This is a genomic window from Enterobacter chuandaensis, from assembly GCF_003594915.1.
GTDB lineage: Bacteria > Pseudomonadota > Gammaproteobacteria > Enterobacterales > Enterobacteriaceae > Enterobacter > Enterobacter chuandaensis.
The window spans coordinates 93269-107250 of the sequence record NZ_QZCS01000002.1; the positions used below are offsets into that span (position 1 = coordinate 93269).

The 13982-nt window shown below is 57.7% G+C and carries 13 protein-coding genes; 7 read left to right on the forward strand and 6 right to left on the reverse strand.

The window, feature by feature from the left end:
* The 6 genes from pxpA to D5066_RS03630 form a co-directional block, all read right to left on the reverse strand.
* Positions 1 to 741, reverse strand: a complete 741-nt coding sequence (gene pxpA / locus D5066_RS03605) for a 5-oxoprolinase subunit PxpA (protein WP_119915084.1) — start codon at positions 739 to 741, stop codon at positions 1 to 3.
* A complete protein-coding gene (gene pxpC, locus D5066_RS03610; RefSeq protein ID WP_119915085.1) occupies positions 728 to 1660 on the reverse strand; it encodes a 5-oxoprolinase subunit PxpC in 933 nt (310 codons plus the stop codon). Before pxpC ends, pxpA begins: the two co-directional genes overlap by 14 nt.
* On the reverse strand, positions 1654 to 2310 hold the full coding sequence (gene pxpB, locus D5066_RS03615) for a 5-oxoprolinase subunit PxpB (protein ID WP_119915086.1): 657 nt from the start codon (positions 2308 to 2310) through the stop codon (positions 1654 to 1656). Before pxpB ends, pxpC begins: the two co-directional genes overlap by 7 nt.
* A 14-nt stretch (positions 2311 to 2324) precedes the next feature.
* A complete protein-coding gene (locus D5066_RS03620) occupies positions 2325 to 3068 on the reverse strand; it encodes a type 2 GTP cyclohydrolase I (RefSeq protein WP_119915315.1) in 744 nt (247 codons plus the stop codon).
* A gap of 10 nt (positions 3069 to 3078) precedes the next feature.
* On the reverse strand, positions 3079 to 4491 hold the full coding sequence (phrB, locus tag D5066_RS03625) for a deoxyribodipyrimidine photo-lyase (RefSeq protein ID WP_119915087.1): 1413 nt from the start codon (positions 4489 to 4491) through the stop codon (positions 3079 to 3081).
* A 602-nt stretch (positions 4492 to 5093) separates the two neighbouring features.
* Positions 5094 to 5300: a YbfA family protein gene (locus tag D5066_RS03630; protein WP_014069366.1), complete on the reverse strand. Its 207-nt coding sequence runs from the start codon at positions 5298 to 5300 to the stop codon at positions 5094 to 5096.
* 309 nt (positions 5301 to 5609) lie between these two features.
* On the opposite strand from D5066_RS03630, the gene kdpF reads away from it, so the two are divergent.
* From kdpF to speFL, 7 genes are all read left to right on the forward strand, one after another.
* Positions 5610 to 5699, forward strand: a complete 90-nt coding sequence (gene kdpF, locus D5066_RS03635; protein ID WP_014069365.1) for a K(+)-transporting ATPase subunit F — start codon at positions 5610 to 5612, stop codon at positions 5697 to 5699.
* Positions 5699 to 7378: a potassium-transporting ATPase subunit KdpA gene (gene kdpA, locus D5066_RS03640; protein WP_119915088.1), complete on the forward strand. Its 1680-nt coding sequence runs from the start codon at positions 5699 to 5701 to the stop codon at positions 7376 to 7378. Before kdpF ends, kdpA begins: the two co-directional genes overlap by 1 nt.
* 18 nt (positions 7379 to 7396) lie before the next feature.
* Entirely contained in the window at positions 7397 to 9445 is a 2049-nt protein-coding gene (gene kdpB, locus D5066_RS03645; RefSeq protein WP_119915089.1) for a potassium-transporting ATPase subunit KdpB, read from the forward strand.
* Between the two features lie 12 nt (positions 9446 to 9457).
* Positions 9458 to 10033 (forward strand): potassium-transporting ATPase subunit KdpC, encoded by a 576-nt coding sequence (gene kdpC / locus D5066_RS03650; protein ID WP_080327882.1) that lies wholly within the window; start codon positions 9458 to 9460, stop codon positions 10031 to 10033.
* On the forward strand, positions 10034 to 12721 hold the full coding sequence (gene kdpD, locus D5066_RS03655; protein ID WP_119915090.1) for a two-component system sensor histidine kinase KdpD: 2688 nt from the start codon (positions 10034 to 10036) through the stop codon (positions 12719 to 12721). It abuts the gene before it with no gap.
* The gene (gene kdpE / locus D5066_RS03660) at positions 12718 to 13395 is read left to right on the forward strand and encodes a two-component system response regulator KdpE (RefSeq protein WP_008501074.1); all 678 of its coding nucleotides are present in this window, start codon (positions 12718 to 12720) and stop codon (positions 13393 to 13395) included. Before kdpD ends, kdpE begins: the two co-directional genes overlap by 4 nt.
* A gap of 278 nt (positions 13396 to 13673) precedes the next feature.
* Positions 13674 to 13778 carry a leader peptide SpeFL gene (gene speFL, locus D5066_RS03665; RefSeq protein WP_119915091.1) on the forward strand — a complete coding sequence of 35 codons (105 nt, stop codon included), beginning with the start codon at positions 13674 to 13676 and terminating at the stop codon, positions 13776 to 13778.
* Positions 13779 to 13982: the final 204 nt, after the last annotated feature.

Consider the following 13982-nt stretch of genomic DNA (forward strand, 5'->3'; position numbering starts at 1 on the left):
TTATTCGGCGCTGACGAGAATGCCCTCTTCAGAGAACGCCGCCCGCAGGCGACGCGCGAACTGGAGCGCATGCTCGCCGTCGCCGTGTAAACACACCGTATCGGCCTGAACGTTTACGGATGTTCCATCCACGGCGGTCACCCGCCCGGCGCGCACCATCTCCAGCGTCTGCGCCAGCGCTTTGCTTTCATCAGTAATCAGCGCACCAGCCTGCGTACGCGGAACCAGGCTACCGTCCGGCATGTATCCCCGATCGGCAAACACTTCCTGCCGCGTCGTCAGCCCCAGCCGTTCTCCGGCACGAATAAGCTCGCTGCCCGCCAGGCCTACCAGAATCAGCTGCGGATTGCAGTCTCGCACCGCACGGGCGATGGCGTCCGCAAGAGCGGCATCTTTCGCCGCCTGATTGTAGAGCATGCCGTGCGGCTTTACGTGGCGCAGCACGCCGTGCTCAGCGCGCACTATCGCCTCCAGCGCGCCAATCTGGTAGAGCACCTGAGCGTAGACCGTCTCAGGGGGCAGGTCCATCGCCGTGCGGCCAAAGTTATCCCTGTCAGGGAAGCTCGGGTGAGCCCCAATCGCCACGCCGTTTTTAATGGCATTACGCACGCTCTCCAGCATGGTCTGCGCATCGCCCGCGTGAAAGCCGCAGGCGATATTGACCGAGGAGACCAGGGTCATCAGTTCCGCATCGGCGCGGCTGCCCTCCCCCAGATCGGCATTCAAATCAATCTTTACCATCAAGCCTCCACGCCAGCTGTTCGAGATAACGCTGCTGATCCTGCCGCGCCTTCAGTGCCTCCTCCAGCGAACACTGCACGAAATGAATCGGCTGGCCGAGAGGAATTTGCGCCAGATGGTAGCGATCCGCTTCGATAATGCAGGCAATGCGCGGGTAACCGCCGGTGGTTTGCGCGTCGTTCATTAACACGATGGGCTGCCCGTTGCCCGGCACCTGAATCACGCCAGGCAATAAACCGTGGGAAAGCAGCTCCCGGTCAGTCGTACGGGTCAGCGGCTGTCCCTGCAGGCGGTAACCCATGCGGTTACTCTGCGGGCTGATTTTCCACGGTGAGCGCCAGAAAGACTCTTTTGAGGCTTCATCAAACTCCTGATATTCCGGCCCCGGTAAGGCGCGGATCACGTTCCCCCACAGCAGCTGCTTCACGCCCTGAGTGGTCGAGAAATGACGCGCGGAGGGCTTAATCGCCAGGCGATCGCCGTCGCGCATCAGGCGCCCTTCATGACCACCGATGCCCGCTTTTTGATCGGTACTGGATGAGCCCAGCACCTCCGGCACGTCGATGCCGCCCGCTACTGCGAGATAGCTACGCACGCCGTGGCGTGGACGCTTGAGCGTCAGTCTCTGCCCGGCCTTCGCCCGCAGACGCCAGCCGGTCCACACCGCTTTGCCGTCCAGCGTGGCATCACAGCCTGCGCCGGTTAAGGCAAACCAGGTCTCCTGGCCAAATTCAATCACGCACTGGCCCAGCGTAATTTCTAACGCCGCCGTGCTGCCTGCGTTGCCGACCAGCAGGTTGGCAATCTCCAGCGAAGGGCGGTCAAGCGCGCCGCAGTAGCTCACGCCGGACTGGCGCATGCCAAAACGCCCGGCATCCTGAACGGAGGTGTAAAGCCCCGCGCGAATAAGCGTTAACATACTCCCTCCTTCTGCGGGATAAAGCGCAGGGTATCACCCGGACGCAGGAGTATTGGCGCATCCTGTCCGGGCTCGAACAACGGCGTGGACGTGTGCCCGATAAGCTGCCAACCGCCCGGCGAGGCGAGCGGGTAGATCCCCGTTTGCTCACCGCCAATCGCCACCGTTCCCGCGGGAACGCTCAGGCGCGGTTCGGCCCGACGCGGCGTATGCAGCTGGGGCAATAAGCCGCCCAGATACGGAAATCCCGGCTGAAATCCTAAAAACCAGACAACGTAATCCACCGAGGAGTGCAGCTCAACCACCTGCTTTTCCGTGAGTCCACAGTGTTCGGCTACCACGCCCAGATCGGGACCACTCTCGCCGCCATAGACGACCGGGATCTCAATCGTCCTCGATTCCGGCTCCAGTGCTTCGCTCTCCTCCCACCAGCGCTGAAGGCGTTCGATGGCATCCAGCGCCCCCGTGTGCGGGTCACGCAACACCACGGTGATATTATTCATACCTGGTATAGCTTCAACGACGCCCGGCATTTCAGGCAGACGCTGTGCCAGCCGCCAGATACGCTTTTGCGTGGCAAGCGTCACCGGCGGTTCAAGCTCCAGAACGACTGCGGTTTCCCCCAGAAGATAACAACGCGCTCGCTGCACTTAACTACCTCTCATCAGGCCGGATTAGGGATATCAATAAAGGTCACATCCAGATCGGTATTTTCCGTCAGCCACTCGCTGAGGGCGCGGATGCCGCCACGTTCGGTGGCGTGGTGCCCCGCCGCGTAAAAATGCAGCCCCTGCTCACGAGCGGAATGAACCGTCTGCTCGGAGACTTCGCCGGTAATAAACGCATCAACGCCAAAGCGCGCGGCGCTATCGATAAAGCCCTGGCCGCCGCCTGTACACCAGGCCACACGCTTCACGGTATCTGGCCCGGTGTCGCCGCACCACAGCGGACGACGCCCCAGACGCGCTTCGATCCACGAGGCCAGCTCCAGACCCGGTACCGGCATTGAAAGTTCGCCCCACGGCACCAGCGGCTCGATTTCACCCATTACGGTTATGCCCAACAGCTGCGCCAGCTGGACGTTGTTGCCCAGCTCCGGATGCGCGTCCAGCGGCAGGTGGTAACCGTACAGGTTGATGTCATTCGCCAGCAACGTTTTGAGGCGGTTACGCTTCATGCCGCGGATAATCGGCGATTCGTTTTTCCAGAAGTAACCGTGATGGACGATCACCGCGTCGGCTTCCTGACGGACCGCTTCATCCAGCAGCGCCTGACTTGCCGTCACGCCGGTGATGATTTTTTGCACCGTTTCGCGACCTTCCACCTGCAGGCCATTCGGGCCGTAGTCGCTGAAGGAGGTGGCGTTAAGTTTTTCGTTAATCAGGCGTTCCAGTTCACTGTTTTTCATCATCATTCTCTCAAACTTTGCGGGCGGCTTCGTACGCCGCCAGCGTGGCGACGCGCGCCTGTTTATGGTCAACAATTGGGCGGGGATAATCGAGCTTTACGCCCTGTTTATCCGCCCATGCCCACGGGTCGTGGATCGCCTTCGCAGGAACGTTCCTGAGCGCGGGCAACCAGCTGCGAATAAAATCGCCGTTGGCATCAAATTTTTGCCCCTGAGTGGTCGGATTAAAAATCCGGAAATAGGGTGCCGCATCGGTTCCGGTGGAGGCCGCCCACTGCCAGCCCCCGTTATTCGCCGCCAGATCGCCATCGATCAGCTGAGAAATAAAATAGCGCTCCCCGACGCGCCAGTCGATAAGCAGATCCTTCACCAGGAAGCTGGCGGTAATCATTCGCAGACGGTTGTGCATCCACCCGGTCTCATTCAGCTGGCGCACGGCCGCATCAACAATCGGGTAGCCCGTCTGCCCGCTTTGCCAAGCCTGTAAAAGCGCCTCATCGTGCTGCCATTTTACGTTATCGGTCCAGGGAATAAACGGACGATGCTTACAGAGATCGGGATGATACGTCATCAGATGGCGATAGAATTCGCGCCAGATAAGTTCGTTCAGCCAGACGGCACCTGCCCCACCGTCCAGCGCCTGCGGCTGTTCGGCCAGAAGGCGATGCAAACACTGGCGTGGCGAGATCGCGCCCAGCGCCAGACAGGCCGACAGGCGGCTGGTGCCTTCAATAGCGGGGAAATCCCGACGCGCGTCGTATTCCGCCGCCCCCTGCTTGCAGAACTGCCGTAGTTGGGCGATCGCCGCTTTTTCATCGGCGGGAAAAAGCATTTCATCAAACGGCTGCTGAGGATAATCAAACGTCAGGTCAGGCAGATTAGTCACGGGTTCGCCCCGCGCAGCAGGCGCGGCAACGCACTCCGGCAGCGCCTCCTTGAGGCGCTTGATAAAGGCGTTTTTAAACGGCGTGAAAACTTTATACATCTCATTATTGCCGGTCATCACGCTGCCCGGTGGCAGCATCACGCTGTCATCAAACCCTTCGCAGACCATCCCTTCCAGCATCTTCTCCAGCTGGCGGTCGCGCTGCTGCTCGTTGAATTCGTACTGATAGTTGTAAAAAAGATGCGTGACGCCGTTTTGCTGGCATATCTCCTGCAGCATATGAAGCTGCGCGGTAAAATCGCTGACCTCTTTGTAGATCAGCGGAATGCCTTTCTCAGCAAGCGCGCGCTGCAGTTCGTTCAGGTGTGATTTGAGGTAAGCCGCCTGCCGCGGAGCCATAGCATGCTGCTGCCACTGCTCAGGCGTGGCGATAAACAGGGCCAGAACATTCGCGTCTTTTGCGCGACAGGCCGCCGCGAGTGCGATGTTGTCATGTACGCGCAGATCCGCGCGAAACCAAACCAGATGGGTGGGCATAAAACTCCTGGCTATTGTCCATTATGTCCGTAAGGGCATGCCGTAAAAGGAAAAAGCATGCATCGAACTACTTTGCCATGAAGTGTAGACGGGATGAAATAAAAAAGGCCGCCCGGGGCGGCCTTAACGCTACTTGTCCTGCGCTATCGGGGTTAAAGCAACAAACACATCCGGTTTATCACTCTTTACAACGAGTACGCTGGCGACAATGAACGCGATGCATAAATAGCGTTTCACTATGCGGTCCCTGCTGCTAACCGCTCCACCGTTCACCACCGGTGATAAATCGGTGGACACAAGCTCTGTGTGGGAGCCTGACTTACGGTTGTTGTAACACCTCTCCCGGGACCGGTGCCCATTTGCGAAGATGGCGGAAAGGGACGCAGCATGGTAAACATCACTTGAGCAAAACGTAATCCAATGAACCTGTTTTTAAGAATATATTTAGGACAGAAGCGTTTGCTAATACACCCTGCAGACGTATGCTTGTAAGCCTCTGTGTGAGAGCCTGAAGACCACCCAACGGACCGCGAATCCCGAGGGACAAAAAAACCGCCATATTGCTATTGGCGGTTTTTTTATGGCTACGCGTCAGCGTTGTATCAATAGAAATCGCAGGTCGCTTTCTCGGCCTGATCCATCCACACCGGCTTCTCGCTGGTTTTCGCCCAGACGCGGTGCAGATAGCTGTAAAAACGTGCGCGATCTTTCCAGAACAACATCACCGGCAGAGCCAGCACGCCAGCCACTACGGCGAAAGTGCGACGCATGAACACGATATGAGCCGGATACTCTTTATAAAGATCCATATTTTTCTCCCCTGTAGTTGGCCGGAAACCTTCTCCGGAAAATGTGAAATCTGTGACCTGGCTAAAATAATATCGCTTTGTTTGTAATTTTACTACTCATCCGACCACTTATTTTTATCCATTTAGTGAATATTTACATTCGCGCCGTAATTAAGTTACAAAAAAGTTAACGATTTACTTACCAATAGTTAAATTGTGGTTTTTGCCATTTTTATACTTTTTTTACACCCGCCCTCCTCATTTTTGCGAAATCTTTGCGCCGTAAATCCTACCGTTAGCACAACAACAAAAGTCACCCGGAGGTGGATTGTGAGTGCAGGTCTTATTGCCGGCATCGTGCTGGTGTTCCTGTTATTGGGTTATCTGGTTTATGCCCTGATTAATGCGGAGGCATTCTGATGGCTGCTCAGGCGTTTTTGCTTATCGCCAGCTTCTTCGTGGTCCTGTTCGTCCTGGCACGGCCACTGGGATCAGGGCTGGCACGGCTTATCAACAACGTCCCCTTGCCCGGCACGGGAAGCGTTGAAAAAGGGATCTGGCGTGTTCTGGGAATCGACGATCGTGAGATGAACTGGCGTCAGTATCTGTTTGCCATTCTGCTGCTGAATATCGTTGGGCTCATTGCGCTTTTTGCCATGCTGATGCTGCAGGGTAGCCTGCCGCTGAATCCGCAACAGTTACCGGGCCTGTCCTGGCATCTTGCCCTGAACACGGCGGTGAGCTTTGTCACCAACACCAACTGGCAGTCCTATGCCGGTGAAACCACGCTGAGCTATTTCAGCCAGATGGCTGGATTAACCGTGCAGAACTTCCTCTCTGCCGCCAGCGGTATCGCGGTGATCTTCGCGCTAACGCGCGCGTTCGCGCGTCAGAAAATCAGTACCCTGGGTAACGCCTGGGTGGATTTAACGCGCATTACGCTGTGGATCCTGCTGCCGATTGCGCTGCTTATCGCGCTGTTCTTTATTCAGCAAGGCACCCTGCAAAACCTGCTGCCTTATGCCGCTTATACCTCGCTGGAAGGAGCAAAACAGCTCCTGCCGATGGGGCCGGTGGCATCGCAGGAGGCGATTAAGATGCTTGGCACCAACGGCGGCGGCTTCTTCAACGCCAACTCTTCGCATCCGTTTGAAAACCCGACTGCATTGACCAATTTGGTGCAGATGCTGGCGATCTTCCTGATCCCCGCCGCGCTCTGTTTCGCCTTTGGTGATGTGGTCAACGATCGCCGTCAGGGCCGCACCCTGCTCTGGACCATGTCGCTGATCTTCGTGGTCTGCGTGGTGCTGGTGATGTGGGCTGAATGGAGCGGCAACCCCCATTTCATGCAGCTTGGGGCTGACAGCACTATCAACATGGAAGGTAAAGAGAGCCGCTTCGGCATTCTCGCCAGCAGCCTCTACGCGGTGGTCACCACGGCGGCATCGTGCGGGGCCGTCAATGCCATGCATGATTCCTTTACCGCGCTGGGCGGGATGATCCCGATGTGGCTGATGCAGATCGGCGAGGTGGTGTTTGGCGGCGTGGGCTCGGGTCTTTACGGCATGCTGCTGTTCGTGCTGCTGGCGGTGTTTATTGCCGGTCTGATGATTGGCCGCACCCCGGAATACCTCGGTAAAAAAATCGACGTTCGCGAGATGAAATTAACCGCGCTGGCGATTCTGGTCACCCCAGCCCTTGTGCTGCTCGGCACCGCGCTGGCGCTGATGACCGAGGCCGGACGCAGCGGCATCTTTAACCCGGGCATTCATGGCTTCAGCGAAGTGTTGTATGCCGTTTCATCTGCCGCCAACAACAACGGCAGCGCCTTTGCGGGCCTAAGCGCCAACTCTCCGTTCTGGAACTGCCTGCTGGCGTTCTGCATGTTTGTGGGGCGCTTCGGGGTGATTGTGCCGGTCATGGCGATCGCCGGATCGCTGGTGAATAAAAAAATTCAACCGACCACCACCGGGACATTACCGACACACGGCGCGCTGTTTATCGGCCTGCTGACGGGCACCGTTTTGCTGGTCGGCGCCCTGACCTTTATCCCCGCCCTCGCGCTAGGCCCGGTCGCGGAAACTCTCTCTTTACGCTGATTTTGCGGAGTATTTGTCATGAGTCGTAAACAACTGGCCCTGCTCGAACCGTCGTTAGTTCGTCAGGCGCTCATGGATGCGGTAAAAAAGCTGAGCCCGCGCGTGCAGTGGCGCAACCCGGTGATGTTTATCGTCTGGGCGGGCAGCATCCTGACCACCGTACTGGCAATCGCCATGGTAACGGGCCACATGTCGGGGAATGCGATGTTTACCGGGGCCATCAGCCTGTGGCTGTGGTTTACCGTGCTGTTCGCCAACTTTGCCGAAGCGCTGGCGGAAGGCCGGAGTAAAGCGCAGGCCAACAGCCTGAAAGGGGTGAAAAAAACGGCGTTTGCGCGGAAATTACGTGAACCGAAATACGGCGCGCAGATGGACCACGTTCCGGCAGATGAACTGCGTAAAGGTGATGTGGTGCTGGTAGAAGCTGGCGACATCATCCCGTGCGACGGAGAAGTGATTGAAGGTGGCGCATCGGTGGATGAAAGCGCCATTACCGGGGAATCCGCGCCGGTGATCCGTGAATCCGGCGGCGATTTCGCCTCCGTAACCGGCGGGACGCGCATTCTTTCCGACTGGCTGGTCATTCAGTGCAGCGTCAACCCGGGCGAAACCTTCCTCGACCGGATGATCGCCATGGTAGAAGGCGCGCAGCGCCGCAAAACGCCGAACGAGATCGCCCTGACCATTCTGCTGGTGGCCCTGACCATCGTCTTCCTGCTGGCAACCGCGACGCTGTGGCCATTCTCGGCCTACGGCGGCACCGCGGTCACCGTCACCGTGCTGGTGGCGCTGCTGGTCTGCCTGATCCCAACGACCATTGGCGGCCTGCTATCAGCCATCGGCGTGGCTGGTATGAGCCGCATGCTGGGTGCCAACGTCATTGCCACCAGCGGGCGCGCGGTTGAAGCCGCCGGTGACGTGGATGTCTTGCTGCTGGATAAAACCGGGACCATCACCCTCGGTAACCGCCAGGCGTCAGAATTTTTACCCGCTCCCGGCGTGGATGAAAAAACGCTGGCAGATGCCGCGCAGCTCTCTTCACTTGCCGATGAGACCCCGGAAGGCCGCAGCATCGTGATTCTCGCGAAACAGCGCTTCAACCTGCGCCAGCGCGACGTGCAGAGCCTGCACGCTACTTTCGTGCCCTTCACGGCGCAGACCCGCATGAGCGGCATTAACATTCAGGATCGCATGATCCGTAAAGGCTCCGTTGACGCCATCCGTCGCCACATTGAAGCCAACAACGGCCACTTCCCGCCCGAGGTGGACAAGCTGGTCGAAAGCGTTGCCCGTCAGGGGGCCACGCCGCTGGTGGTGGCAGAAGGCTCGAACGTGCTGGGCGTGATTGCCCTGAAGGATATCGTCAAAGGCGGTATTAAAGAGCGCTTTGCCCAGCTGCGTAAAATGGGTATTAAAACGGTGATGATAACCGGGGATAACCGTCTTACCGCCGCGGCGATTGCCGCCGAAGCGGGCGTAGATGATTTCCTTTCCGAAGCCACGCCGGAAGCGAAGCTGGCGTTGATTCGTCAGTATCAGGCGGAAGGCCGCCTGGTGGCGATGACGGGTGACGGTACCAACGATGCCCCTGCCCTGGCGCAGGCCGACGTGGCGGTGGCGATGAACTCCGGTACCCAGGCGGCAAAAGAGGCGGGCAACATGGTCGACCTCGACTCTAACCCGACCAAGCTGATTGAGGTTGTGCACATTGGCAAGCAGATGCTGATGACGCGCGGGTCGCTGACCACGTTCAGTATCGCCAACGACGTGGCAAAATATTTCGCTATTATCCCGGCGGCCTTTGCGGCCACCTATCCGCAGCTCAATGCGCTGAACGTGATGCACCTGCACTCCCCGTCCTCGGCCATTCTCAGCGCGGTGATTTTTAACGCCCTGATTATTGTCTTCCTGATCCCGCTGGCGCTGAAAGGCGTGAGCTATAAGCCGCTGACCGCCGCCGCCATGCTGCGCCGGAATCTGTGGATTTACGGCCTGGGTGGGCTGGTGGTGCCTTTCATCGGTATCAAAGCTATCGACCTGCTGTTGACGCTGTTCGGCCTGGTTTAAAAGGTGAATCAAATGACGATGTTACGCCCCGCTATACTTTTGTTTATTCTGCTGTCTCTCATTACCGGGGGGCTGTACCCGCTGGTGACCACCGCGCTGGGCCAGTGGTGGTTTAAGGATCGGGCCAACGGCTCGCTGATTATGCAAAACGGTGAAAACCGCGGTTCACGCCTGATCGGGCAGAACTTTACGGATGCCCGTTACTTCCAGGGACGCCCTTCCGCCACTGCCGAAAGCCCGTATAATCCGATGGCGTCCGGCGGCAGTAACCTGGCGGGCAGCAACCCGGAGCTGGATAAAGCCGTCGCTGAGCGCGTGGCGGCCCTGCGCGCCGCCAATCCGCAGGCCAGCCGTGAGGTGCCCGTGGAACTGGTAACCGCCTCGGCCAGCGGACTGGACTACAGCCTGACGCCGGCAGCAGCGGCATGGCAAATCCCGCGCGTCGCCGCCGCCCGTCAGCTGACCGTCGAACAGGTGAGCAAGCTGGTGGCAGAGCACACGCAAAAGCCGCTGGTCAGCTTTATCGGCATGCCCGTGGTGAATATTGTTGAGCTGAATCTGGCGCTGGACGCGCTAAGGAAAAACTAAATGACCGACGAGCCAATGCGCCCGGATCCGGACAGGCTGCTTGAACAGACAGCTGAAGCCCATCGCGGCAAACTGAAAATTTTCTTTGGCGCCTGCGCAGGCGTCGGGAAAACCTTCGCCATGCTGACGGAAGCCCAGCGGCTTCGGGCGCAGGGGCTCGATATTCTGATCGGCGTGGTTGAAACCCACGGACGTAAAGAGACAGCATCGCTGCTGAAGGGGCTGGCGACCCAGCCGCCCCGCCGCATCAGCCACCGTGGTCGTTTAGTCACGGAGTTTGATATTGATGCCGCCCTCGCCCGCCGTCCCGCCCTTATCCTGATGGACGAACTGGCGCACAGCAATGCGCCGGGCTCGCGTCACCCAAAGCGCTGGCAGGATGTGGAAGAGCTGCTCGAAGCCGGTATTGATGTTTTCACCACGGTTAACGTTCAGCATCTTGAAAGCCTGAACGACGTGGTGAGCGGCGTGACCGGCATTCAGGTACGGGAGACGGTGCCCGACCCGTTCTTTGATTCTGCCGATGAAGTGGTGCTGGTCGATCTCCCCCCCGACGATTTGCGTCAGCGCCTGCACGAAGGGAAAGTCTATATCGCTGGCCAGGCCGAGCGCGCCATCGAACACTTCTTCCGCAAAGGTAACCTGATTGCCCTGCGCGAACTGGCCCTGCGTCGCACTGCCGATCGCGTCGACGATCAGATGCGCGCCTGGCGTGACCTGCAGGGTCAGGAACGCGTCTGGCATACGCGGGATGCCATTCTGCTGTGCGTGGGACACGGCAGCGGCAATGAAAAGCTGGTCCGCACCGCCGCTCGTCTGGCGGCCAAATTTGGCAGCGTCTGGCATGCGGTGTATGTCGAAACACCGCAGCTGCACGCTCTGCCCGAAAATCAGCGCCGCGCGATCCTGAGTTCGCTACGCCTGGCGCAGGAGCTGGGCGCTGAAACGGCCACCCTTTCCGATCCTCAGGAAGATAAAGCCATTCTGCGCTACGCCCGTGAGCACAACCTGGGGAAAATCGTGATTGGCCGTCGCCAGCACCGCCGCTGGTTTAGCCGCGAATCCTTTGCCGACAAGCTGGCCCGCCGCGCGCCGGATCTGGACCTGGTGATCGTGGCGCTGGATGATAAACCTGCTCCCCTCCCCAGCCGCACGCCGGACAGCCGTGCCTTCAGCGATAAATGGCGCATTCAGCTTCGCGGCTGTTTTGTTGCCGTTGTGCTCTGCGCCCTGATTACCGTGATTGCCAGCCAGTGGCTGATTGCCTTTGATGCGGCCAACCTGGTGATGATTTACCTCCTTGGCGTGGTGGTAGTAGCGCTCTTTTACGGACGCTGGCCGTCGGTACTGGCGACGGTAGTCAACGTCATCAGCTTCGATCTGTTCTTTATTGCCCCAAGCGGGACGCTCGCGGTTTCGGACGTACAGTACATCCTCACCTTCGCCGTCATGCTCACCGTCGGGCTGGTGATCGGGAACTTAACGGCGGGCGTGCGCTACCAGGCGCGTATCGCCCGCTATCGCGAACAGCGAACGCGCCATCTCTATGAGATGTCGAAATCGCTGGCTGTGGGCCGCACGCCGCTGGATATTGTGCAGACCAGCGAGCAGTTTATCCGCTCGACGTTTCATGCCAGCAACCTGATTTTACTCCCGGACGAGCACGGCAAGCTGCGCCCGCTGACGTCGGCCTCGGGCATGACGCCCTGGGACGAAGCCATCGCCCGCTGGAGCTTTGATAAAGGGCTACCGGCGGGCGCAGGGACCGACACCCTGCCCGGCGTACCCTATCAAATTCTGCCGCTGCGCAGTGCCGATAAAAATCAGGGGCTGGTGATTGTTGAGCCCACCAACCTGCGCCAGCTGATGATCCCCGAACAGCAACGGCTGCTCGAGACCTTCACCCTGCTGGTTGCCAGCGCGCTGGAGCGGCTGGCGCTTACCGCCAGCGAAGAGCAGGCCAGGCTGGCGAGCGAGCGGGAAAGCATTCGTAACTCGCTGCTGGCGGCGCTTTCTCACGATCTGCGAACCCCGCTCACCGTCCTGTTTGGTCAGTCAGAAATCCTGACGCTGGATCTGGCGGCGGAAGGCTCTAAACACGCCATCCAGGCCAGCGAGATCCGCCAGCATGTGCTGAATACCACGCGCCTGGTGAATAACCTGCTTGATATGGCGCGGATCCAGTCAGGCGGTTTTAACCTCAAAAAAGAGTGGCTCACGCTCGAAGAAGTGGTAGGCAGCGCCCTGAAAATGCTGGAACCCGGCCTCGGTGGACGCCATATTGCGCTGAACATGCCCGAGCCGCTGACCTTAATTCACGTCGACGGTCCGCTGTTTGAACGGGTGCTGATCAACCTGCTGGAAAACGCCGGCAAATATGCGGGTGCCAGCGCGCAGATCGGCGTGGATGCGACCGTTAACGACGGAACGCTGCGTCTTGACGTCTGGGATACCGGCCCGGGCATTCCTGCCGGACAGGAGATGGCGATTTTCGAAAAATTCGCGCGCGGTAATAAGGAGTCGGCCATTCCGGGCGTTGGGCTGGGGCTGGCCATTTGCCAGGCGATTATTGACGTTCATGGCGGGACCATTTCCGCAGAGAATCGTCCGGAAGGGGGCGCAAGGTTTTGTGTTACACTTCCACTGGAAACTCCGCCAGAACTTAATGAATTACCAGAGGATTTGTGATCAACGTTCTGATTGTTGAAGATGAAATCGCCATTAGCCGGTTTCTGCGCGCTGCGCTGGAAGGAGACGGTCTGCGCGTTCATGATGCCGGTACCCTTCAACGGGGGTTAATTGAAGCCGCGACCCGCAAGCCGGACCTGGTGATCCTCGATCTTGGCCTGCCGGACGGTGACGGTATCGATTTTATTCGCGAGGTTCGTCAGTGGAGCCAGATGCCGATCCTGGTGCTCTCCGCCCGTACTGAAGAGACGGATAAAATCGCGGCGCTGGATGCCGGGGCGGACGACTATCTGATTAAACCTTTCGGGATTGGCGAGCTGCAGGCTCGCCTGCGCGTGGCGCTGCGCCGCCACAGCGCAACCACGCCTGCTGACCCGACCTACACGTTTGGGGATATCCGGGTTGATCTGGCCGCGCGACGTATTGTTCGCGGTGAAGAAGAAATCCATCTCACGCCAATCGAGTTTCGTCTGCTCGCCGTGCTGCTTAATAATCACGGGAAGGTACTCACCCAGCGCCAGCTGTTAAGTCAGGTGTGGGGACCCAACGCGGTGGAACATAGTCACTATTTACGCATATATATGGGGCATCTTCGCCAGAAACTTGAAGTTGACCCCGCTCGCCCTCGCCATTTATTAACTGAAACCGGTATCGGTTATCGGTTTATGCTTTGAATAACTATTCACTTTATTTTTTAAATAAAAACAATCCCATCAGAAAATATTTCATAAATAATCATAAGATTATTTTTTTGGTTATTTTTTTTCATTTTGAACATTGATAAAACAATCCATTAACGCATCATCAACAAATCAGAATTTTGATCTGCTATATTCATCAAAAACGATTATTTATTTCTGAAATGATCGGGTAATGGTGATCTGTTTCACAGTTAATCGCCTTTTCCTGGATAAAATGACCATGCTTTCAATTGCTGAAAGGAAAATGAAACATGGAAAACAACAATAGTTTAATGCCCCATATAAGGCGGACAACACATATCATGATGTTTGCCCACCGAAACTGCTTTGACTTTCATCTCTTTAATGCCCGGTAGTCCTTCGACTTCTGGCGCACTCGCTTACAGGTCATCCTGAAACATCTTATTTTACAGGTCATTGCCTGTGAACTCGTGCGCTCATTCAATCAGATTCAGACTCATCCGCAACCGGGCGGACTGAATTTCAATTATCAAAAAGCAATTTACTGATTTTAATCAGTGGCCACGCTTTGCTTTTTTTCCGGAAAACTATCGATTTCT

Bases quoted from the DNA above. Each gene is read 5' to 3' on its own strand.
- kdpB (WP_119915089.1), top strand. From the start codon at position 7,397: ATGAGTCGTAAACAACTGGCCCTGCTCGAACCGTCGTTAGTTCGTCAG.
- speFL (WP_119915091.1), top strand. From the start codon at position 13,674: ATGGAAAACAACAATAGTTTAATGCCCCATATAAGGCGGACAACACAT.
- kdpD (WP_119915090.1), top strand. From the start codon at position 10,034: ATGACCGACGAGCCAATGCGCCCGGATCCGGACAGGCTGCTTGAACAG.
- pxpC (WP_119915085.1), bottom strand. From the start codon at position 1,660: ATGTTAACGCTTATTCGCGCGGGGCTTTACACCTCCGTTCAGGATGCC.
- D5066_RS03630 (WP_014069366.1), bottom strand. From the start codon at position 5,300: ATGGATCTTTATAAAGAGTATCCGGCTCATATCGTGTTCATGCGTCGC.
- kdpA (WP_119915088.1), top strand. From the start codon at position 5,699: ATGGCTGCTCAGGCGTTTTTGCTTATCGCCAGCTTCTTCGTGGTCCTG.
- pxpA (WP_119915084.1), bottom strand. From the start codon at position 741: ATGGTAAAGATTGATTTGAATGCCGATCTGGGGGAGGGCAGCCGCGCC.
- phrB (WP_119915087.1), bottom strand. From the start codon at position 4,491: ATGCCCACCCATCTGGTTTGGTTTCGCGCGGATCTGCGCGTACATGAC.
- D5066_RS03620 (WP_119915315.1), bottom strand. From the start codon at position 3,068: ATGAAAAACAGTGAACTGGAACGCCTGATTAACGAAAAACTTAACGCC.
- kdpC (WP_080327882.1), top strand. From the start codon at position 9,458: ATGACGATGTTACGCCCCGCTATACTTTTGTTTATTCTGCTGTCTCTC.